Origin of the sequence: uncultured Mycobacterium sp. (assembly GCF_964249325.1) — a bacterium.
In the GTDB taxonomy this organism is placed as follows: Bacteria; Actinomycetota; Actinomycetes; order Mycobacteriales; family Mycobacteriaceae; genus Mycobacterium.
Map to the genome: position 1 here is coordinate 1 of NZ_CAXUCH010000068.1, position 19,911 is coordinate 19,911.

General features: G+C 64.6%; 20 protein-coding genes. 8 read left to right on the plus strand and 12 right to left on the minus strand.

Going from position 1 to position 19,911, the window contains the following annotated elements:
* On the plus strand, window positions 1-354 hold a 354-nt coding region (locus ACFE99_RS10970), incomplete at its 5' end, for an isochorismatase family protein (protein WP_375485119.1).
* 293 nt (window positions 355-647) lie between these two features.
* Here ACFE99_RS10970 and ACFE99_RS10975 read toward each other — a convergent pair.
* Genes ACFE99_RS10975 through ACFE99_RS10995 form a run of 5 tightly spaced genes read right to left on the minus strand, consistent with a single transcriptional unit; the run spans window position 648 to window position 5,482 of the window.
* The gene (locus tag ACFE99_RS10975; RefSeq protein ID WP_375485121.1) at window positions 648-1,028 is read right to left on the minus strand and encodes a hypothetical protein; all 381 of its coding nucleotides are present in this window, start codon (window positions 1,026-1,028) and stop codon (window positions 648-650) included.
* Window positions 980-1,930: a hypothetical protein gene (locus ACFE99_RS10980; RefSeq protein WP_375485123.1), complete on the minus strand. Its 951-nt coding sequence runs from the start codon at window positions 1,928-1,930 to the stop codon at window positions 980-982. Before ACFE99_RS10980 ends, ACFE99_RS10975 begins: the two co-directional genes overlap by 49 nt.
* The gene (locus ACFE99_RS10985; RefSeq protein ID WP_375485125.1) at window positions 1,927-3,330 is read right to left on the minus strand and encodes a phosphotransferase family protein; all 1,404 of its coding nucleotides are present in this window, start codon (window positions 3,328-3,330) and stop codon (window positions 1,927-1,929) included. Before ACFE99_RS10985 ends, ACFE99_RS10980 begins: the two co-directional genes overlap by 4 nt.
* Before the next feature lie 3 nt (window positions 3,331-3,333).
* Entirely contained in the window at window positions 3,334-4,224 is an 891-nt protein-coding gene (locus ACFE99_RS10990) for an SMP-30/gluconolactonase/LRE family protein (RefSeq protein WP_375485127.1), read from the minus strand.
* 58 nt (window positions 4,225-4,282) lie between these two features.
* The gene (locus ACFE99_RS10995) at window positions 4,283-5,482 is read right to left on the minus strand and encodes a cytochrome P450 (RefSeq protein WP_375485129.1); all 1,200 of its coding nucleotides are present in this window, start codon (window positions 5,480-5,482) and stop codon (window positions 4,283-4,285) included.
* Window positions 5,483-5,720: 238 nt separating this feature from the next.
* Here ACFE99_RS10995 and ACFE99_RS11000 point away from each other — a divergent pair, with 238 nt between their 5' ends.
* Window positions 5,721-6,575, plus strand: coding sequence for a 3-carboxyethylcatechol 2,3-dioxygenase (locus ACFE99_RS11000; RefSeq protein ID WP_375485131.1), 855 nt, complete (start codon window positions 5,721-5,723; stop codon window positions 6,573-6,575).
* Window positions 6,576-6,590: 15 nt separating this feature from the next.
* Here ACFE99_RS11000 and ACFE99_RS11005 read toward each other — a convergent pair whose 3' ends face one another.
* The 3 genes from ACFE99_RS11005 to ACFE99_RS11015 are packed head-to-tail and all read right to left on the minus strand — an operon-like array spanning window position 6,591 to window position 8,829.
* Window positions 6,591-7,931, minus strand: coding sequence for a TetR/AcrR family transcriptional regulator (locus ACFE99_RS11005; protein WP_375485133.1), 1,341 nt, complete (start codon window positions 7,929-7,931; stop codon window positions 6,591-6,593).
* 11 nt (window positions 7,932-7,942) lie between these two features.
* Window positions 7,943-8,398: a MaoC/PaaZ C-terminal domain-containing protein gene (locus ACFE99_RS11010; RefSeq protein ID WP_375485135.1), complete on the minus strand. Its 456-nt coding sequence runs from the start codon at window positions 8,396-8,398 to the stop codon at window positions 7,943-7,945.
* Window positions 8,395-8,829 (minus strand): MaoC family dehydratase N-terminal domain-containing protein, encoded by a 435-nt coding sequence (locus ACFE99_RS11015; RefSeq protein ID WP_375485138.1) that lies wholly within the window; start codon window positions 8,827-8,829, stop codon window positions 8,395-8,397. The genes ACFE99_RS11010 and ACFE99_RS11015 overlap by 4 nt, the downstream gene beginning before the upstream one ends.
* Window positions 8,830-8,906: 77 nt before the next feature.
* Here ACFE99_RS11015 and ACFE99_RS11020 point away from each other — a divergent pair, with 77 nt between their 5' ends.
* The 6 genes from ACFE99_RS11020 to ACFE99_RS11045 all read left to right on the plus strand — a co-directional run bounded on the left by ACFE99_RS11020 (window position 8,907) and on the right by ACFE99_RS11045 (window position 15,118).
* Complete coding sequence (locus ACFE99_RS11020; RefSeq protein ID WP_375485140.1) at window positions 8,907-10,367, plus strand: aldehyde dehydrogenase; 1,461 nt, start codon at window positions 8,907-8,909, stop codon at window positions 10,365-10,367.
* Between the two features lie 11 nt (window positions 10,368-10,378).
* A complete protein-coding gene (locus ACFE99_RS11025; RefSeq protein ID WP_375485159.1) occupies window positions 10,379-11,500 on the plus strand; it encodes an NDMA-dependent alcohol dehydrogenase in 1,122 nt (373 codons plus the stop codon).
* A 207-nt stretch (window positions 11,501-11,707) separates the two neighbouring features.
* Window positions 11,708-12,970 carry a cytochrome P450 gene (locus ACFE99_RS11030; protein WP_375485142.1) on the plus strand — a complete coding sequence of 421 codons (1,263 nt, stop codon included), beginning with the start codon at window positions 11,708-11,710 and terminating at the stop codon, window positions 12,968-12,970.
* Window positions 12,967-13,770: an enoyl-CoA hydratase/isomerase family protein gene (locus ACFE99_RS11035; protein ID WP_375485144.1), complete on the plus strand. Its 804-nt coding sequence runs from the start codon at window positions 12,967-12,969 to the stop codon at window positions 13,768-13,770. Before ACFE99_RS11030 ends, ACFE99_RS11035 begins: the two co-directional genes overlap by 4 nt.
* Before the next feature lie 5 nt (window positions 13,771-13,775).
* The gene (locus ACFE99_RS11040; protein ID WP_375485146.1) at window positions 13,776-14,198 is read left to right on the plus strand and encodes a Zn-ribbon domain-containing OB-fold protein; all 423 of its coding nucleotides are present in this window, start codon (window positions 13,776-13,778) and stop codon (window positions 14,196-14,198) included.
* On the plus strand, window positions 14,195-15,118 hold the full coding sequence (locus ACFE99_RS11045; protein ID WP_375485148.1) for an SDR family NAD(P)-dependent oxidoreductase: 924 nt from the start codon (window positions 14,195-14,197) through the stop codon (window positions 15,116-15,118). Before ACFE99_RS11040 ends, ACFE99_RS11045 begins: the two co-directional genes overlap by 4 nt.
* 196 nt (window positions 15,119-15,314) lie before the next feature.
* Here ACFE99_RS11045 and ACFE99_RS11050 read toward each other — a convergent pair whose 3' ends face one another.
* The 4 genes from ACFE99_RS11050 to ACFE99_RS11065 form a co-directional block, all read right to left on the minus strand.
* Window positions 15,315-15,971 (minus strand): NADPH-dependent FMN reductase, encoded by a 657-nt coding sequence (locus ACFE99_RS11050; RefSeq protein WP_375485150.1) that lies wholly within the window; start codon window positions 15,969-15,971, stop codon window positions 15,315-15,317.
* Window positions 15,972-16,121: 150 nt separating this feature from the next.
* Window positions 16,122-17,630 (minus strand): class I adenylate-forming enzyme family protein, encoded by a 1,509-nt coding sequence (locus ACFE99_RS11055; RefSeq protein ID WP_375485152.1) that lies wholly within the window; start codon window positions 17,628-17,630, stop codon window positions 16,122-16,124.
* Window positions 17,630-18,781: an acetyl-CoA acetyltransferase gene (locus ACFE99_RS11060; protein WP_375485154.1), complete on the minus strand. Its 1,152-nt coding sequence runs from the start codon at window positions 18,779-18,781 to the stop codon at window positions 17,630-17,632. The genes ACFE99_RS11055 and ACFE99_RS11060 overlap by 1 nt, the downstream gene beginning before the upstream one ends.
* The gene (locus ACFE99_RS11065) at window positions 18,778-19,800 is read right to left on the minus strand and encodes an acyl-CoA dehydrogenase family protein (protein WP_375485157.1); all 1,023 of its coding nucleotides are present in this window, start codon (window positions 19,798-19,800) and stop codon (window positions 18,778-18,780) included. Before ACFE99_RS11065 ends, ACFE99_RS11060 begins: the two co-directional genes overlap by 4 nt.
* Window positions 19,801-19,911: the final 111 nt, after the last annotated feature.

Consider the following 19,911-nt stretch of genomic DNA (forward strand, 5'->3'; position numbering starts at 1 on the left):
ACCCAAGTGATTCCGGAGCTGTCCGACCCTACCGACATCGTGCTGGCACGCCACCACGGATTATTTCCCGCCCAGGACGGCGAACTGCTTCCGGTGCTGGCCAACCTCGGGGTGCAGACTGTGGTTCTTGCCGGGGTGTCGCTGAACCTGGCGATACTGTTTACGGCCGGGCACGCGACCCAGGCCGGTTTCGACCTCGTCGTTCCGCGAGACGCCGTGGGCGGCACGCCAGCCGATTACTCCGAACAGGTGCTCACTCACACCATTGCCCTGCTGGGGCGGATCACAACGGTTGATGACCTCATAGCGGAGTGGTCGAGGCGCGGCACTGCGCCAACCGTCGCCAGCAGTTAAGGCGTTGGCTACCAGGCAAAGTGGGCTGGCCGCCCATACAGATCGGCCACTAATGGCCGCGCGTCGCTGACATAGCACAACTCACGCGAGCACCTAAATATCGGCCGACAGGCATTGGCGCAGGAGTAGCTGCGAATGCAGCCTCAGCTGTGCCAGATGGCTTAGGCGTTGGCATCGTCAGGGCACGGGGACGGTCTGGGGCTGAGGGAGGGTTCGGACATAGCGCTCGCTGAGATCTGCAAGCACAGCGGCGAATTCGCGTATCGTCTCCTCGATGATCTGGGCAACCGGTTTCACGGCGTCAGTGTGAGTCCGGCGACTTGTCCGCCGAAAGCCAGTCCGGTTTCAAGTTGCCCGCCGAAGTAGAGGTCCAAGATGTCTCCCGCATCGGCTAACGTCACGCGGGCCCGATGCGCGAGCTCTTCCGCCGTCGTTGTACGCAAGACACGGTATGAGGGCCTGGCTTCACGGTTGAGCAAAACCGTATCGGTCTCGGCTGCCTCGACCACGAGCTGCTTGTAGGCCGTCGCCGCAGTCGCGGCGGCGGTGCGCGAGGTCCTGGTGTTGTTGTTGGCGCCGTCGCCGAAGTTGGTCGGTGGTGAGCGGCTGGGCGCGACGCCGCCGCCTAGGTCTGCCCTGCTGCTCGCCTGCCGGCGGCGCGAAGGAGGCGCCATTGCGGGATCGGCCACACGTCTTGATCCTCGCCGGCCAGGCTTTCCCCGTCGAGCTCCCAGGCCAGCAGGGTGCATGCGCACACGTGGTTGCTGATGGCCAGCAGCAGCCGGCTGACGGCCTCGGCGCGGCCACGTACCCGGTCACCGTCCTCGGTGTAAGCGTCCACCGTGATTGCGCTCACCCATCCGTGCACCGGGTGTCGCTCGACTTGCCGGTGGCCGTTGGCAATTCGGGAGACCCGGTTGTCGCGGCGCAGGTAGCCGGAGTAGATGTGCTCGGCGCCCTCGCCGGCGGGTGCGGTGTAGGTGAGCAGACTCGTCCGCATCCCAGCGGCCCAGGTGTAGCCGACACGGCGATATCCGCGCTCGGGCCGCGGGCCCCAGGAGCGGTCCCGCATCGCAAAGCAGTCCACGACAATGGGCTCATCGTCGAGTGTCACCGTTCCGGTGACGTGGCCGGTTTGATCGAAATGGTGGGCCTTCGGGTAAGGCGGCTCACCGGTTCGCAACGGCACCGGCGGTTCGAGCGCCTCGAACCGCAGCTGTGCGTCCATCCGCGCCCGGTCCGCATAGCTGATGTCGTAGCTCATTAGCGGCTGGCGAACTTCGATGCGCATGCCGGTTGGGAATGCGACTACCTGCGGTCCCCGCTCAGCCGGAGGTTTGAGATGCGCGAAGTACTCGTAGAACGGTGAATCGATCGGGTGGACTGCGGAGTCGTCCCAGACCCACATGCCGCCGCTCGTGACGCCCGCATTGTGGCGCACCGAGGCGTAAACCCATGCGCCGATACGGCGTTCGGGCACCAAGAACGAGTACCAAAACGTCTCGGTCTCATAATGGCTGTCCCCGGAAGGATGCAGCGCGTCATCCTGGGGTCCGAACCCGTGCTCGATTGTCATCGCTTCCGCCGGCTTGGCTGGAGTTCGTCGGGCAGCGGATCGAACCTTCGCTCGGCCAGCACCCCCATCGCCGGGCGCATCAGCTCGTGTTGAAGATGAGCCCGGGTCCACACGTAGCGGACAATGTCGGTGTTGGTGAGCGATTCGGCGCTAATGGCATCCGCCAGTTCGTGGCGGCCCTCGTCGACCGTGTGTGGTCGCCGGTGCAGCACCTTGTGCAGCGCATCGAGTTCGCGGCGCTCGGCCGATGCTGCGTGGCGGTCCGCTTCGCACAGGTATTTGACGATGCGGGCCACGCCTTTAGCGCGGATCGCGGCGAACGGGTCGTCGATCGCCGGGACGATGATGTCCTTGAGCTGAGCCAGCACGACATCGTAAAGCTGTTGGCGCTCGGTGGCAGCGTTGTCAAAGTCTGGCTCGGTCAGCCCGGCTAACTGGTACCGTTCGGCAAGCGCATCGGCGAAGAGAGTGTTGTGCAGTACCTCGTAGATGAGTGCGTTGCCGATTTCACCGTGCACCTCGGCCGCGACTGTGCGGCGAAAGCCCAGAATCACTACTTTGAATTCGGCGAAGAGCCGGTAGTAACGCAGCCGGTCCAGGTCGACATCGGTTCGGGAAAACCTTTGGTAGTCGGCGATTCTGTCGGCCAAGCAGGTGAACGGCTCCTGCACCGCCCGCAATGCGAGCCAGCCCAGGTCGGCCATCGGATCACCGAAATGAGCCAGCTCCCAATCGACTACAGCGGTGATGCGCCCATCGGCGTAAAGGAAGTTGCCGGGCCCGGTGTCGCCCTGAACGATGACCGGATCGACCTCGGCATCGGGGATGTTGGCTTTCAGCCAGGCCAAACCGAATTCGATCGTCGGGTCTTTGGGGGGATCGCCGAATCGGTACAGTGCCTCCCAACGGGCGATGTCTGCCTGCACGCAGGCCCGCAGCGGACGGCGTGGTTCGTCGATGCGCACCCGCGCAGGGTCGACCCGGTGCAAGGCGGCCAGTTTGCTCATGAACTCGCGTGCGATCGCCAGCCGGGTGCTTTCGTCTTTGAGCCGGGAGAACCATGTTTCACCCTCGACGCGACTGCACAGCAAGGCTTGATGCGTCGGATGGGACGCGACGAGTCGGGGCACCGGTACGTCGGTATCCTGCAGCGCTGCATAGAAGCGAGCCTCGCGGTCGAGCGTGAAGGGATCACCAGTCTTCGCGGGATCTGAGCTATCGAAACGCAAGAAGAGCGCTTCGACGCAGCCGTCGCCGCGTTCGGCGTCCACGAGCCAGGCTTGGCGCCTGCCTCCGCCGGGACGACGCCGGGCGTGAATGTGGCGGGCCCCGGTGACCTCGCACAGCCAGGAGGTGATCGCCGCGGGCAGACCGTCATTCGGTTCGGTGTTGACCGTCATCGTTCAGCCTGCGCCGATGTCGACACTGACGGCATCGATGCGCCCGGTCGAGTCGCCGCGAAGAAACCGCCGCAGGTCGGTGTCGGCCGTGCACACAAAAAGCGTGGTGCCATCGGGCCCACCCAGCTCCACCCCGGTCGCCCACCGTCCGCCCGTGCTGATCACATCGGTTACCTCGCCCCCTTCTACGACTCTGACAAACTTTCCTTCCCGATAGCAGCCGACCCACGCAGCACCGTCGATGTCCACGGCAAGCCCGTCGGGATGCATGCCGGGCAGCCTCGCCCAGGTGCGACGACCCGTGAGGCTGCCGTCGTCGGCGATGTCGAATGCCGTGACGCGTTCGGCAAATGTCTCGTTCACCAACAACATGCGCTTGTCGGTCACGACGGCGCCGTTGGGAAAAGCGAGGTCTTCAGCGTCGCGACTGACCCGCCCGGCCGGCGTCACTCGGACGATGGCACCGCCCGACGGTGCGCGCTGCATATCAGCGGTGACCTTACCGACCACGCCGACGTAAGCGGTGCCGTCCACCGCCACCGCCATGTCGTCACAGTGGCCGCGCGCTACATCACGCAGCTCGGCGTACACCTCGGCACGGCCGTCGCGAACGGCGAGCACACGAGCCGACGTGGTGGCGACGACCAAAGGTGTCCCGTCGGGCAGAAACCCGATGCCGCCGGGCATCTCGTCGAAGCGGGCCAAAGTGCGAACGGTTCCGCCCGCATCGACGGTGCACAACCGCTTGGCGACCATGTCCGAGAACCACAGTTGTCCCGCCCGCCAGCGCGGTGCCTCCGGGAACGACAGGTTGCCAACGAAGGACACCGTGGGCAGCTGCAGCTCACGTACGCCGGTCACTGGCCCCTGCATCCCGGAGGATTCCTCCCTCATGTGCCGACGGGCATTTTCCCGAAAGTGTTGACGCGCATGGTGTCCAGCGACCAACCGATCACGGTGTCCAGCGAAGCGGCAGCCGCTCGAGGCTGTATACGCCGCCCGTGTGTTCCACCACCGCGGCCATGTCGGACACCTCGTAGTCAGGGATCAGTCGATGCCACTCTTCGAGAACGACGGCCATTTCCTGGCGGGCCAAGTGGGATCCGAGGCAGCGATGCGGGCCTGCACCGAACGCGATATGTCGCGGCCGCGGCGCGTCCAAGTCCACCGTGCCGCCACGGGGAAATTCCTTCGGGTCGCGGTTGGCCATGCCCAGCGAGAAGGCGGCGATGTCGCCAGCCTTGACCGGACACCCGTGAAATTCGATGTCGCGGGTCGCGATTCGCGCTGTCTGCACAATCGGATAGGCGCGGACCAGTTCCTCAACCGCCAGCGGGATGATCGACGGGTCGGCCACAATTTTGTGTCGATCCGCTGGATGAGTCGCCAGATGATAAAACGCGTACGACAACTGGCCGGCCACCGTGTCCAGACCGGCCATGAACAGCAGCAGCATGCATGACAACAGGTCGCTGTCCGCTGGCGGCTCACCGTCGATTTTCCACTCGATCGCGTGGCTGACAATATCGTCGCCTCTGCTGGCCGGATCCTGCCGCTTGTGCGCGATCAACCCCCCGAAATAGTTCACCACCTCCATCATCGCGCCCACCGCGATCGAACGGTCAGGATCGGTTTCCGGCGTGCCGTGCAAGATTTTGGACTCCCACACCATAAAGTCGTTCAGCTTGTCGATCGGAAGCCCCATGATCTGCAGGAAGATCGTCGTCGGGAAGACCGAGGCGAATTCGGCATAAAAGTCGCATTCTCCTTTGGCGCGGAACTTTTCGATCAGTTCCACCGCGAACGCGCGTTGCTCGGATTCTTGATTCTTGACCCGGCCCGGCGAGAAGTAGAGCCCCAGGACGTGGCGCCACTTCGTGTGCTCCGGCGGGTCAAGCATGATCGGAATCCACTTATACGGCGGATCCGGCTCCACTGGCACCATGACAGCATTGGAGAACAACTCGGGATGCTGCAGCCCTTCGAGGATCGCGTCGTGATCGGTGAACACCCAATAACCCTGGGCTTCCTCGGCGCGCAAGAACGGCCGGTTCTCGGCTTGAAACCGATCTAGCCGATCGAAGTTGAAGCAGGGGGGATCACCTCCACGGGTGAACTCGTAGACCAGAGCGTTGCTGGGCTGATCACGCATGCTGGAAGGCCTCGATCCTTAGTCGGGTGCGCTCGCCGAAGCCAGCGCCGTCAGTGATGTCGACCGCGATGACATAGCCTAGATCACCAAGTTAACTATGTGAACGCACCGATGATTTTGGGCCGGTGTAGGCAAGGCCTAGGGTCATCGAAGCGGGTGCCGTTTCTACATGGCCTCGGGCGGGTGCGCCTGGCCGGATCGTGATCTAACATGAGTGTCACTTTCGAAAGGTGCTCTGATGTCTGACCGACTGGTCGTCTGTGCAAGCCATAGCCCCGGCAAGGAGCGTGACGTGGAGCGACGCTTCGGGCAGCAATTCCGCGCCGGGCTGGCCGTCGCTGCCGAGCAGGTCGAGCGCTTCGATCCGGACGTCGTTGTGTTGTTCGGCGGCGATCATCGCCGGGCCTTCCGTCACGTGGTACCTGCGTTCGCTGTTGCGTTTTCCGCGTCGATAATCGCCGAGGGTCCGCATCCGGCCGGGGAGCTGTCCGTGCCGTCGGCGCTCGCGCGAGACCTGGCCGAGCACCTGCTGGCTGACGGGTTCGACATCGCGGTCTGCCGCGACATCGGCCTGGACCATGCGTTCGGGCATGCTCTTCGGGATCTTCTCGGCGGCCTGGGCACGAAGCCGGTGATTCCGATCCCGGTGAACTGTGCCACGGCCCCCCTGCCGCATGGGCGCCGTGTCATCGAGTTCGGCGCAGCGATCGCGCGTTTCCTTGACGAGGTTGACCAGCGAGTTGTGCTGATCGGCAGCGGTGGCCTGTCGCATTCGCCCCCGAGTCTCGAAGTCGATGCCTACGACCTCAGCGACGAGCAGCGGGCACGAATCATCGCCGAAGGAATGACCGAAGCGCGCACCAAGATTCGCCCGCAGTGGGATGCCGAAGTTCTGCAGGCATTGACTACGTGGGACGTTGAGGCGCTGATCGCGCTGGTGGACTCGGCGCATGCCCGGGCCGGCGCCGGCGCAAACGAGATCCGCACTTGGGTCGCGGCGGGCGCGGCCGGCGGCGGAAAGCCGGTCACCCCGCTCATTTATGAGCCCGTGGTGGAATGGATTACCGGGATGGCGGTCGCCACTTCGGCGTGACGGTCCTCGAATCAGTCAGTTCGCCTGACCGAAGAATCCCCGCCTAATGCAAGTCAACAGAAGCTCGATCACCTCGTCGTCGTTGAGTGGGTCGGGCAGGTCGGCTGCGGCCTGCGGCACGCGAGTCACCAAGGCGCGCAAGATAAGCGCCGCGACGATCGGGTCGAAACTGAACGGAGCTGGGCGGCTCGTCAACATCCTGGCCGCGCCCAGATCCATCAGGGCCTGTCCATTCTCGCCGATCGCGATCACCGTCGGTTCGTCGGTCACACCCTCGGCCCACGCGCCGATACATCCGGAGTACTGATCGTAGAAGTCGACATAGGTCGCCAACCACCTGCGTAGGGTTGCTTCGTCATTCACGGGGTCGACATGTGAAATCCGCTCCGCGAAGGCCTTTGCGGGAGCATAAAGTTCGGCTGCGATAGCCGTCAGCACATCTTGCTTGTCGCTGAAGTACTTGTAGAAGGTACCGCGGGCGACGTTCGCGGCCGCCACGATGTCGTCCACGCTGGTGCTGCGGTAACCACGAGTGCGGAACTGCTCGGCTGCGGCAGTGGCCAGCGCATTGACGGTGTTGACGGCCCGCTTACTCAACGCGGCGGTGCGATCGCTGATCCCTAAACCCTCGATTTGAGGCTCGGGTGGCACCCCGACCGCGGCCACATCCGCGGCCGGGTCGGCGCTGGCATGAAGGCGAAGCTTGCTCAGCACCGCCTGAGGGGTTTGAGGGAACAGCATGAGCTGGAGAAAAACCGACAGTGTGTCGACCACCGCCTTCGAGCTGCGGCCGTACGCCCTGCCGGTGTGTACGAACAAATTCAACCGGTGTACCAAAGCGGTCATCGTCATGGCCGCCACCTCGACGTCGATACCTTGCACATCCGATGCGGCGAGCCGCTCCGCGATGCGATGGTTGTAGCTCCGTACGAAGCGGGTGATCAGTGGGCGAACCTTGGTGTCCGATGAGGCCACCGCCGTCCACTGGATGAACATCGTGGAGTACTTTTCGAAGACCCAGCTCCACTCCCCCAGCCACCAGTTCAAGTTGTCGAATCCGACGTCATCGGGCCCCAGCGGGCCAATGCGGCGCGCCACCCGTGACAGCGCACTGCCGCACTCGTTGAGCAGTTCCAGGAAAATCTCGTCCTTGCCCTGAAAATACTGGTAAAGGGTGGCGCGGGAGACCCCGGCGGCCTTAGCGATGGCGTCGACCGAGGTATCGAAAAATCCCAGCCGGCCGAACAGATCCAGCGACACCTCGGTGATCCTGGAACGCGTGGTTGCGCCGCGCGCCCCGATCTCCGGGCTAGACGGGCCGTAGCTGCTACGGCGCACGATCGGCGCTTCGGACATGGCCAATTAGCCTATGGTGTCCCCGCTGCGACCGCGCCATGCGGCCATGCGTTTTGGGCGATGAGGAACTCCCCGGTTCCCGTGACTGCGGCCCGACCGGTCTGGCGACGCGCGGCCAGCTCGACCGTCACCCGGTCAAAGTCCCCCTCAGTGCTCACCGCGACGATTTGGCCAGAGCACGTTAGTACGTCACCGGGCCAAACCTGTTCCCGAAACCGCACGCTGAAGCGACGGATGGTGTCCGCGCCAAGCCAATCCGTGACAAAGGTGGCCAGCAGTCCTGCGGTCAACATGCCTTGACCGAAAACGGAAGGATAGCCAGCCGAACGTGCCAGGTCGTCGTCGTAGTGCATCGGATTGAAATCCCCTGAGGCACCCGCATAGCGCACGAACATCTGCCGGGTCAGCGGACCGAACTCGCGCGGCACCGCTTCGGCGCCGACACGCAGCGTCATACCGGTGCTCATCGTGGTGCCGTCTCGATGAAGGTCCCCTTGGCCTCGGCCACGAGTCGGCCATCTGGGGTTCGGTACTCGGTGCTCACGGTGGCAAACCGCATGGTTCCGCCGCGTTTGCCCGGCTTGGCGAATCGCTCGACGATCCGTTCACGCGCGGTCAGCACGTCGCCGGCTTTCGGCAGTGCTCCGTGGAACGTGTATTCCTGTTCGCCGTGCAACAACCGCTTGCGGTCGAAGCCGACGTCGACGCGCGCACCGGGCGGTGCCCAACGCGGCGCTGTTGTCAAGAATGTCGGCGGAATGATCGCGTCCGGTCCACGGTAAGCCGGATTACTCGACTCGGTGGCCGCCGCGAACTCGGCGATCTTTCCTCGCTCGACGATCACTTCCCATTCCTGACCGATTATGGGTTGGGCATTGCGCTCACAAGGTCCGCTCATAGTGACCAATACTGTCAGAAATCTTTCCTGATAGCCTAGCTTGGCTAGGTCTTATCCAAAGTAAAGCTTGTATGAAGATGACATCACTGCCAGAATCGGCGTCTATGATCACGTTCCCGGCGGCTTATGCGCGCGGCAACTGGGTTGCAACCGCCGATGCGCCTGTCGTGGTCAGCTCACCCACGTCCGGCGAACACATCGGCGAGGTGGGCGTCGCAGGAGCCGCCGAGGTCGACGCCGCGGTGGCGGCGGCGCGGACGGCGCTGCACTCATCGCCCTGGTGTGACACCTCCGCAACCGATCGAGCGACTGCGCTGCAGCGATTGGCCGATGCACTTACTGTGCGTAAGGCGATGCTCGCTGACCTGGCGACTTCCGAGATCGGCTCGCCGCGCTCTTGGAGCACGTTCGGTCAGGTGCTGACTTCAATCGGTGTGCTGCGCGCGTATGCCCGGATCACTCCCGACTACCCTTTTGAGTCGACTCGTCTGTCAGCAACCGGTGGTACGGTCGACGTCCGCCAGGTGCCGGTGGGCGTCGTGGGAGCGATCATTCCATGGAATACGCCCTTGTTTATCGCGGCGTTGAAGCTCGGGCCGGCGCTAGCCGCTGGCTGCACCGTCGTGCTGAAGCCGGCGCCTGACGCGCCGTTGAGCATCGGCGTGCTAACCGAAGCCGTCGAGGAAGCAGGCCTGCCACCCGGTGTCGTCAATGTAGTCAACGGTGGAGCAGGCACCGGTGAGCATTTGGTGTCGCATCCGGACGTCGACAAAATCAGCTTCACCGGTTCCACCGCGGTGGGCGCCCAAATCGCAGCAGCATGCGGCGCGCGGATCCGCCGGTGCAGCACTGAACTTGGCGGCAAGTCGGCAGCCGTTGTACTGCCAGACGCCCCGTTGGATCCGACGGTGAGCGGGCTGGTTAGCGGTGTGATGGGCAACAACGGCCAACTTTGCGCTGCGCTGAATCGGATATTGTTGCCCCGCAGCCGCTATGACGAATTCATCACGGCGTTCACGACTGCGGTGGCGAAGTTGAAAGTCGGCGATCCGGCGGATCGGTCCACCGACATCGGGCCGCTGATCAACGAGGCCGCCCGCAACAGGGTGGAGGGTTTCCTGGACCGGGCACGGCGCGACGGCGCGACCGTGTTGACCGGTGGCGAGCGGACTGCCGGCCCTGGATGGTTCATGACTCCTGCTGTGGTCGCCGCCTCCAACGACATGGAGATCGCCCGTGAGGAGGTGTTCGGGCCGGTGGCGGTAGTCATTGGCTACGACGACGACACCGGGGATTGCGCTGCGGTCGACATCGCCAACGACTCGCGATACGGCCTGGTCGGCGCTGTGTGGTCGGCCGACAGCGACCGTGCGGCGGCGGTCGCAGGCCAACTGCGTGCCGGTTCGGTCGCGATCAACTCGACGGCGGTATTGGACTTCGGAAGCCCCTTCGGCGGCTTCAAACAGTCCGGCATCGGCCGCGAGGGCGGCCCGGAAGGCATCGCCGGCTTCGTCGAGTATCAGGCGATCATCAAATAGGAAGGATCGTGATGCAGACGCAGGCTGCGGTGCTGTGGGAGCGCAATACCGCCTGGTCCATTGAGACGATCGACCTCGACCCGCCGAAGGCCGAGGAAGTCCTCGTCGAGCTGCACGCCTCGGGGATGTGTCACTCCGATGACCACCTTGTTACCGGCGACATGCCGATCAGGCTGCCCTGCATCGGCGGCCACGAAGGCGCAGGGGTCGTCAAAGCCGTCGGCGATCACGTGACTTGGCTTAAGCCGGGCGACCATGTGGTGTTCAGTTTCATCCCGTCGTGTGGCCGGTGCCCGTCATGCTCGACCGGCCACCAGAGCTTGTGCGACCTTGGCGCCAAGATCTACTCGGGAATGCAGATATACGACGAGACCGCGCGCCATCACGCCAGGGGCACAGATCTGGCGCTGGCGTGCGGCATCGGATCATTCGCGCACCACACCGTCGTCCACGAGGCGAGTTGCGTCAAGATCCCGGACCATTACCGCCTGGATCTTGCCTGCCTACTGGGGTGCGGCTTCGTTACCGGCTGGGGCTCCTCGGTGTATGCCGCCGACGTGCGCCCAGCCGACACCGTGGTCGTAGCCGGTGTAGGTGGCATCGGCGCGGCCGCGGTACAAGGTGCCCGATTGGCCGGTGCCCGAACCATCACGGTCATCGATCCCTCAGAATTCAAGCGCGATCAGGCACGCAAGATGGGTGCTACCCACACCGCAGCCGACTGGGATGAAGCCAAAGAGGTTGTGGCCGAGGCGACTTGGGATCGCGGGGCCGACAAATTCATCTGCGCCTTGGGAGTTGGCGACGGCAAGTTGGTCGCACAGGCCCTGGCGATGACCGCAAAACGCGGGCGGCTGGTGGTGACCAACATCCATCCGATGCTGGAGCGTGATATCCGGGCCAATCTGATGGATCTCACATTGACCGAAAAACAGATCGTCGGAACCTTGTACGGCTCTGGCAATCCACGTGCCGACATCCCGAAAATCCTCGAGTTGTTCAGCGCCGGCCAGGTGGATCTCGAGTCGATGGTCACCAGGACCTACCCGCTGGAAAAGGTCAACGACGGCTATGCGGACATGCACGCCGGAGCAAACATCCGCGGCGTCCTTCTTTATCCGCCCGCCCATTAGGTCGCCGCCCAGTAGCTGAGGGCCGCAAGCTCGCGCCTGGCCGCCCATGGCAGGCTGCGACATTACCTAATGTGAACGCAATTGTCAGATACGACGTCTAGTCGGCATGATCAATGAATGCCAAGTCAAAAGGCGTCGCACTCTGCCTGCGTGTTCGATGATCTATCTGGTGTTGCCATTAGGTGACACTGATGCCAGAATCTAACTGTGCCCGTGACCGACACCAGCGAACTCGAATTCCGCTCGCTGATCGACTTGCAATGGTGGCAGGAACATCCAGACGAGCGTTCTGCGCTCTACGCGCGGCTACGGGACGAAGGCCGGCCGGTGTTCGTCCGCACCAACGCCCCCGACTCGCCGACGGCTCGCGGCTTCTGGGCAGTGGGACGCCACGCCGACATCCTCGACATCAGCCGTCGCCCCAGGGACTTCTGCTCCGGTGGCGGCACCCAGATTTTCAACCAGACCCAAGAGATGCGGGAGTACCGCGGGTCGATCATCGACATGGATGACCCGGAGCATATGCGGCTCCGCAAGATCGTGTCGCGCGGCTTCACTCCCAAGATGCTTGCCAAGATGCGGGGCCTCGTCGAGGAGACAACCGCCGAGATCCTCGACGAGATGCGCTCATCGGGTGAGTGCGATTTCGTCGACACATTCGCGACCTTGTTGCCGCTGCGGATCATCGACACCATGCTCGGTGTCCCGCGGGAACACGAAAAATTCATCCTACGCGCAAGCAACGTCGTTCTGGCAGCCTCTGATCCGGAGTATGTCCCGGATCAGAGCGTCGCCGGCATCGAGGCGGCGCTAGCCGAGAACAGTGAGCGCCTGATAGCGCTACTGCGGGGAATCGCCGAGAACCGCATCGCCAATCCGACTGATGATGTGATCAGCAAGCTAGTGACCTCCGACGAGGAGAACCTGACCCCACAGGAGATGGCGAAGTTCTTTATTCTTCTGCTCGGAGCAGGAAACGAGACCACCCGCAATGCGCTGACCCACGGTGTGCACATCCTCAGCCGCCACCCGAAGCAACGCGATCGCTTGCTGGGCGACTACGACAACCTCGCACCGACCGCGATCGAAGAGATTCTCCGCTACGCCAGTCCGGTGATTCACATGCGCCGCACGGTGACCGCCGACGGGGTGACGCTGGAATCGGGAACACACACCTTCCGCAAAGGCGACAAGGTCGTCATGTGGTACCCGGCGGCCAACCGAGACCCGGCGGTGTTCGGAAACCCCGAAGTATTCGACATCACCCGGGCACCCAACAACCACGTCGCCTTTGGCGGTCCCGGGCCGCACTACTGTCTGGGTGCCCACCTGGCCAGACTCGAACTCGACGTCGCGTTCAAGATGCTTTACGACCGGTATCCGGACCTCACCTCGACAGAAGAGCCGGTGATGTTGCGCTCAAACTTTTTGAACGGCATCAAGCATCTGCGGGTTACCTATACACCATGACCTCTCAACCCGGTGTGCTGTCGGAAACTTGCGGCGGCATCATGACCATCACGCTGAACAGACCTGAGGCCGCCAACGCGCTGCGACCTGATGACCGTGACGCGGTCATCGCGCTGCTGAGCGCCGCCGACGCCGACGCCGACGTGCGCGTAGCGGTGCTGCGTGCCAACGGTAAACACTTCTGCGCCGGTGCCGATATGGCCTCGCTTGCCGACCGCCGTAGCACGGTGGATAAGCAGGTGCTTGACCCGATGCGGCGCATCATGAACGGTGCCCAGAAGCTGGTCGCCGCTGTGCTTGACTGCAGCAAGCCGGTGATCACCGCAGTGCAAGGTGCGGCCACCGGTTTGGGCGCCCACCTGGTCTACGCTTCAGACCTCGTCATCGCGACGGAAAACGCCTACTTCGCTGAATCTTTCGTGAAGCGGGGCTTGGTCGTCGACGGCGGGGGCTGCTATCTACTGCCGAGGCGAATCGGGATGCAGAAGTCAAAGGAGATGGCGTTCTTCGGTGAAAAGCTCACCGCCTCAGAGGCGTTGGCCCTAGGCCTGGTCAACCGCGTCGTAACACCCGGCGAACTCGACTCCGCGGTGGCGCAATTCGCCGAGCGACTGGCCGCGGCACCCACCACCGCGATCACGCTCACCAAGCGCCTGCTCAACGACTCCCCCGACAGCAACCGCGCGAATGCGTTCCTGGCCGAGGCGATGGCCCAGGAGGTCCAGTCGTATGCGCATGACTCGAAGGAAGGTGTGCAAGCCTTCATCGAGAAGCGATCAACCAAGTTCACCGGGCGGTGACGACAATGGCCAGAGCGGACATCCCGACGATCGACCCGGCAAGCGCGCCCTACTGGGAAGCGGCGCGCCAGGGTCGGCTTTTGATCGCCAAGTGCGGGGCGTGCTCCAACGTTCACCATTACCCGCGACCGGTGTGCCCGTACTGCTGGAGCGACGACGTGTACCCCGTGCAAGCCAGCGGCAACGGCACTTTGTACACCTATTCGACAGTCTATGTGAATGACCTGCCGCCGTTTTGCGACCGACTGCCCTACGTCGTCGCCATCGTCGAGCTGGCCGACGGACCGAAACTGATGACGATGATCGAAGGCGCACCGCCCGAGCAACTGCGAATCGGACAGGCGGTGACCGCCTCCTTCCGGCCAGTCGACGATGATCCCGACTCGCCGTTTCTGACCGTCTTCACCCCAATCGAGGAGACAGCATGACAGGACTGCTCGACGGCAAGATCGCCCTGGTGACCGGGGCCGGGCACGGCATCGGCCGCGGGCACGCGCTCGAGTTGGCAAAGCACGGCGCCACCGTGGTCGTCAACGACCTCGGCACGACATTGTCCGGCGAAGGGTCGGGAAAGGTTGCCGACGAGGTCGTGCAGATCATCGAAAGCCGCGGCGGCAAAGCCGTTTCCGATTTCGCCGACGTCGGCGACGAGCAACAGGTCGAGCTCATGGTCGAGCGTGCCTATTCACAACTGGGTCGTCTCGACATCGTCGTCAACAACGCCGGCATCGTCCGCGATAAGGCGATCTGGAACATGACCGTCGACGATTTCGACCGTGTCATGCGTGTTCACGTCCGCGGCAGTTGGCTCACCAGCCGCGCCGCGGCGCGCAAGTGGCGCGCCGCGGCGAAGGCCACCAACGGCCGCATCTACGGACGAATCATCAACACCACCTCAGGCGCCGGGCTGCACGGCAATTTCGGGCAGACGAATTACAGCGCGGCCAAAGCGGCGATCGTCGGCCTGACTTTGACGCTGAGCCTAGAACTTGCCTCGATCGGGGCGACTGCCAACATCATCAGCCCCGGTGGTCGTACCCGCATGTCGGCGTCGATGCCGGGCGCGGACTCACCGATCGAACCTGATCAACTCAGCGAAGACGAGTTCGATCCTAAAGACCCGTCGCTGAGCTCGCCGGTAGTGGCTTGGCTGGCCAGCCCGCAGGCCGGCCACATCAGCGGGCAGGTGATCCGTGCACTCGGCGAGGACCTCCAGCTTCTCAAGGGATGGCACCCCGCCGCCGCCGTGTCGAACGGCGCAAAACGTTGGAATGCCGAGACACTCGGCGCGATCATGGCCACCGACCTGTTCGGCACCCGTAACCCTGGCCTTCGACTGGGTGGCTGACAAGCGCGGAGCTACCGAATTGATTACTGACGCCCAGGAAGCGTTCCACCGGGTCCACTTGGGCTCCGCGCCCACCAACCTGCCACTCGCTACACCACGTCGATGGATTGAGGGGTTAGACGGTGTCCCCTCGGCGACGGTCCTGGAGCCCAATTCGCCGTTCTCGGCGGGAATCACGAGGCTGGGCCGCCCACCGTCAGGATGGCTCGGCTAGGCCATGGAAGCGGCGGATCGTGCGGTCGAGGCGGCGCCCGATGGTCTCGGCGGCGCGACGGTTTGCCGGGTCGCGGAATTGGCCGTCGGCGCCGAAGAGGTCGTCGGCCACGTAGAAGATGTCGTTGCCGGGGAGCACGACGGCGCCAAGCGTTGTGAGCAGGCGGGTTAGCTCGGCCAGGGCACCGTGCCCGTTGCCCTCGAGGCAGGCGCAGGCCCTGGCGACGAGCTTGTATGTGAAGTTGTCGAGCGGCGCCTCGCCGGGCGCGCATCGGGTCAGCCAGTCGATCAGGTTCTTGAGCATGCCAGGTATTGAGCCGCCATACTCCGGCGTGGCGACCAGCCAACCGTCGGCCCATCGGATGTGCTCCTTGAGCCGCAGAAGATTTTCCGGAAGCGGCACATCGTGGGGCCCGCTGACTCGTTCCCCTTGGTCGAAGAGGCGGTGCGGATCGCTATTCGTCGCATCGAAGAGATCGGCGTCGAGCACCGGGACCGGGTACACCTTGAGGTCGAGGAAGCGGACCTCCGCGCCGGCGAGCTCAGCACCCGCAGCCATCGCCCGCGCCAGCTTCTTGTTGCTCGAATCGGTCCGCAGGCTGCCGGCGAACGCGATGATCCGCGGGCGTCTGGGCTCCATGAGGTGCGTACTCTATCGTGTAGCCGCCTTCTGAGCCGCAGCCCGTACTGTTCGCCGAATTCGACCAAACCGGTGCCCTTTCGGCACCGTATGGTGGCGCGTCACCTTCGCCGACACCTCGTGGCCCAGGCCACCGCATCAGCACCAGCATTACCGCCGGCGTCTATCCGCACATCTATCGCGTGGCTCTCGGTTGGATGCCAACGCCCGCAGCGCAACCCGGTCCAGCTTCAGCATCGGCGTCAGCGGGAGTTCGTCGACAACCACGACTTCATCCGGCGCCTTGTAATCGGCCAGGTGCCGTTTGACGTGGTCACGCAGTTCCGTTAGCGGCGGCGGATCGCCCGATGCCACCACGAAGGCCACGCCGATCTCTCCGATCACCGGCGCGGGGCAACCGACGACCGCGGCCGCCTTCACACGCGGGTGCTCGCCAAGCACGTTCTCGACCTCGACCGGATGAATCTTGTAGCCACCGCGGATGTACACCTCATCCGCGCGCCCGACAATTACGAGGTTGCCGTCGTCGCGCAGGACCCCGATGTCGCCGGTACGCAGCCAGCCGCCACGCAACACCGATGCCGTCAACTCGGGATCACGCCAGTAGCCGCGCATCACGCACGGCCCGCTCACCTCGACGACACCGATCGGTCCGTCACCGCAGACGCGCACGGCCATGGTCGGCGCGGGGCGCCCGACAGTTTCAAACTGGACCTCGGGCGGATCGTCGGGCGCGGTGCCGCAAATGGTCGGGCATTCGGTCATCGCGTAGCGTACGACCAGCGGAACCCCGATCCGGTCCGCGACGGCGCGCACCAGCTCGGGCGACGCAGGCGCCGTGGCCGCGACTCCGATGCGCAGATCCGGCACGACGTCCGGGCCGACACCGTCGGTCTCGAGCAGCTTCGCCCACTGAGTCGGCACTGCGCCGGCGACGGTGATGCGCTCGTCGCGCAGGATCGACAACATCGCCGCGGCCGACCATGGAGCCGGCGGGATGACTAAGGTGATGCCCCACATCAACTGGTCCCACAACTTGAACATGTAGCCGGCGTGCGCGAACGGAGTCGAGGTCAAGCGGCGATCGTACGGCGCGCTCATCACGCCGGCCGCGCGCGCAGCGGCGGCCAGGTTGGCGGCGTCGAACACCGCGCCCTTGGGTGCACCGGTTGTTCCGCTAGTGAAGATGACGGTCACCGGATCGGCGGAGTCCACCCCGACCGCAGGTAACCAATCGCGGCCTTGGCACTGCTGTGACAAGCTCTGCCGGGACAGCACGGGCCGGTCCGAAGTGCTGATGGCCCCCATTCGATCGTCGGCCACGATCAGCGCGGGATCAGCTTGCTTCACAATCGCATCGATATCGCGGGGACCCAGGCGGGTGTTCAAGCCAACCGTGATCGCACCAAGCATCGCTGCGGCCGCATAACACGTTGCGTAGTCGATTCCCGACGGCAACCACAGCGCGACAACGTCGCCCTTGCCGACTCCGGAGTCGGCCAGCTGACCGGCGACTGCACGGGCCCGACCGACCCAGTCGGCGAAGGTGATTCGCCCGGCGGGTTCCACGTAGGCTTCCCGGCCACCGTGCACGACGGCGGCGGCCTCGAGCAAGGCACGGGTGTCGGCGAACGCCGCATCCAGCGGCGCACGCGCCATCACGGTTCCTCGCTGCCGAGAATCATGGTGCCGCTCGAGCAGAACCACCCGCCTGTGGCGCTGACACAGGCGATCTTCGCATTCGGCACCTGGCGTGGGCCGCAGTCGCCCCGAAGCTGACGGACCGCCTCCACGAGAAGAAACAGACCACGCTGCCCTGGATGGCAAGCCGACAGGCCTCCCCCGTCGGTATTGGTGGGCAGTTCACCGCCGAGGCGCAGCGATCCCTTTTCGATAAACGGGCCACCCTCGCCTTTCGGGCAGAAGCCGAGGTCTTCGACGGTGCAGAGCAGCATGTAAGTGAAGGCGTCGTAAAGTTCGGCGACGTCGACGTCGGCGGGCCCGACACCCGCGCGCTCGAACGCCAGCGAGCCGCTGACCGCCGCCGGGCCGACTGTCATGTCATCCCACTGCGACGTCAGCATGTGCGACGTCGCCTCAGCTGAGCCCAGCACCCACACCGGCCGCGAGCGCAGGTCCCGGGCTCGATCCGCGCCTACCAGCACCACCGCCGCGCCGCCATCGCTGCGAATACAGCAGTGCAGCTTGGTGAACGGGTCGGCGATCATCGGCCCGGACAACACGTCCTCGACGGTGATCGGATCGCGGTAATAGGCCTCGGGGTTGTCGGCGGCGTTGAAACGGGCCGACACCGCCACCTCGGCCAGCTGCTCGATGGTGGTGCCGTAGGTGAACATGTGCCGGCGGGCGGCCATCGCGTATTTCGAAATCAGTGTGTGCCCGTAGGGTGCTTCCCACTGCAGCGGCCCGCGGGCTCCCCAATTGATGTTCGCTGCGCGCAGGCCTTTTCTGAGATCCGAGCGCGCCGTGGAGCCGTAGGTCAGCAGCACCACGTTGGCGTGGCCGGCGGCGATGGCGTCGGCGGCATGGGAGCCCATCACCTCCCATGCCGCGCCCCCAACCGCCGTGGAGTCGACCCAGCGCGGGCGCAGCCCCAGGTATTCGCCAACGTCGACCGGTGGCAGCGTGCCCTGCCCCGTCGACGCCAGCCCGTCCACGTCGGCCGGCGACAGACCTGCGTCGGCCAGCGCACGTCGGCTTGCCTGTGCCATCAGCTCATAGGGGCTCTTGTCGTCGACACGGCCCACGTCCGACAGCGCCACCCCGGCGATCGCGACCACGCCACTCACGGTGCGCCGCCCTGTGCGAGCAGCTCGGCCAGCGCGTCGGCGGGCTCGATGAAAAGGTGGCAAAACACGTGTGCGCGTTTCAGGTACAGATGCATGTCATTTTCGAAGGTGTATCCCATACCGCCGAACACCTGGATGCCGGACGCAGCGTTGTCGACGGCCGCCGAGCCGGCGACGATCACCGCGGACAACACCTGCATCGCTGCATCGGCGCGCTGGCTGTCCAATGCGATTGCGGCAAAAAAGGTTTGAGCTTGAGCGGCTTCGGCGCACAGGGTCATGTCCACACAGCGGTGTTTGATCGCCTGATTGGCTCCGATCGGCTTGCCGAACTGGATACGGGTTTTGGCATGATCCGTCGCCGCCTGCGCAGCGGCGGTAGCCAACCCCGTCAGGTAAGCCGCCGAGAGCACCACTGCACGGCCCCAGATCCAGTCTGAGTCCGCGGGCAGCCAATGCAGTGGCTCGGCGCACTGAACTGTCGCCGACGCCATCCGCGCAGCAGGATCAGCGGAGTTCAGGGCTAGGGGTGCGCCTACCTTCACGATGGCGACCCGCGCAGCTCCGCTGCGCGCCACCAGCAGCGCGTAGCGCGCGCCCGCCGGATCGAATAGGTCGAAGGTGCCCTTGACTTGGCGCGGCTCACCATGGCCGCGCATGACCGCAAGCGCGACAAGTGCGCGCCCCGAGCCGATCTCGTGGGCACGCTCACGGTCACCGCACATCGCGGCGACCCGCGCGGCCAGGGTCGCGGCGAGGAATGGCCCGGGTGCGAGCCGCTTGCCGAGCTCTATGTGCAGCAGCACCTCGTCGTCGAACGCCCTGCCCGCACCGCCGAGGTCCTCAGGCAGCCCGAGGCTCAGCAGGCCCATCTCGGCGCCTTCGCGCCACGCGTTGGTCCGCACCGCCGACTGCGCGTCGCGGTCGGCGCGGATGTTTTCCACAGGCATTCGGGCCGTCAGGAATTCGGCTGCGGCATCTGCGATCTCAAGTTGTTCGGCGCTGGGCAGGAGATTCATCGTGGTCCCTGTGTCTACCGCGGCAGCCCGAGGACACGTTCCCCGAGAATGTTTCGCTGGATCTCCGACGTCCCGCCGCCGATCGACTGAGAAAACGACCAGTAGTAGTAG

Excerpts from the sequence above, each read along its gene's own strand:
- ACFE99_RS11065 (WP_375485157.1), bottom strand. The coding sequence starts at position 19,800 with ATGAATCTCCTGCCCAGCGCCGAACAACTTGAGATCGCAGATGCCGCA.
- ACFE99_RS10985 (WP_375485125.1), bottom strand. The coding sequence starts at position 3,330 with ATGACGGTCAACACCGAACCGAATGACGGTCTGCCCGCGGCGATCACC.
- ACFE99_RS11035 (WP_375485144.1), top strand. The coding sequence starts at position 12,967 with ATGACCTCTCAACCCGGTGTGCTGTCGGAAACTTGCGGCGGCATCATG.
- ACFE99_RS11005 (WP_375485133.1), bottom strand. The coding sequence starts at position 7,931 with ATGTCCGAAGCGCCGATCGTGCGCCGTAGCAGCTACGGCCCGTCTAGC.
- ACFE99_RS10980 (WP_375485123.1), bottom strand. The coding sequence starts at position 1,930 with ATGACAATCGAGCACGGGTTCGGACCCCAGGATGACGCGCTGCATCCT.
- ACFE99_RS11025 (WP_375485159.1), top strand. The coding sequence starts at position 10,379 with ATGCAGACGCAGGCTGCGGTGCTGTGGGAGCGCAATACCGCCTGGTCC.
- ACFE99_RS10995 (WP_375485129.1), bottom strand. The coding sequence starts at position 5,482 with ATGCGTGATCAGCCCAGCAACGCTCTGGTCTACGAGTTCACCCGTGGA.
- ACFE99_RS11000 (WP_375485131.1), top strand. The coding sequence starts at position 5,721 with ATGTCTGACCGACTGGTCGTCTGTGCAAGCCATAGCCCCGGCAAGGAG.
- ACFE99_RS11050 (WP_375485150.1), bottom strand. The coding sequence starts at position 15,971 with ATGGAGCCCAGACGCCCGCGGATCATCGCGTTCGCCGGCAGCCTGCGG.
- ACFE99_RS11010 (WP_375485135.1), bottom strand. The coding sequence starts at position 8,398 with ATGAGCACCGGTATGACGCTGCGTGTCGGCGCCGAAGCGGTGCCGCGC.
- ACFE99_RS11020 (WP_375485140.1), top strand. The coding sequence starts at position 8,907 with ATGACATCACTGCCAGAATCGGCGTCTATGATCACGTTCCCGGCGGCT.
- ACFE99_RS10975 (WP_375485121.1), bottom strand. The coding sequence starts at position 1,028 with ATGGCGCCTCCTTCGCGCCGCCGGCAGGCGAGCAGCAGGGCAGACCTA.
- ACFE99_RS11055 (WP_375485152.1), bottom strand. The coding sequence starts at position 17,630 with ATGGCGCGTGCGCCGCTGGATGCGGCGTTCGCCGACACCCGTGCCTTG.
- ACFE99_RS11045 (WP_375485148.1), top strand. The coding sequence starts at position 14,195 with ATGACAGGACTGCTCGACGGCAAGATCGCCCTGGTGACCGGGGCCGGG.
- ACFE99_RS10990 (WP_375485127.1), bottom strand. The coding sequence starts at position 4,224 with ATGAGGGAGGAATCCTCCGGGATGCAGGGGCCAGTGACCGGCGTACGT.
- ACFE99_RS11015 (WP_375485138.1), bottom strand. The coding sequence starts at position 8,829 with ATGAGCGGACCTTGTGAGCGCAATGCCCAACCCATAATCGGTCAGGAA.
- ACFE99_RS11040 (WP_375485146.1), top strand. The coding sequence starts at position 13,776 with ATGGCCAGAGCGGACATCCCGACGATCGACCCGGCAAGCGCGCCCTAC.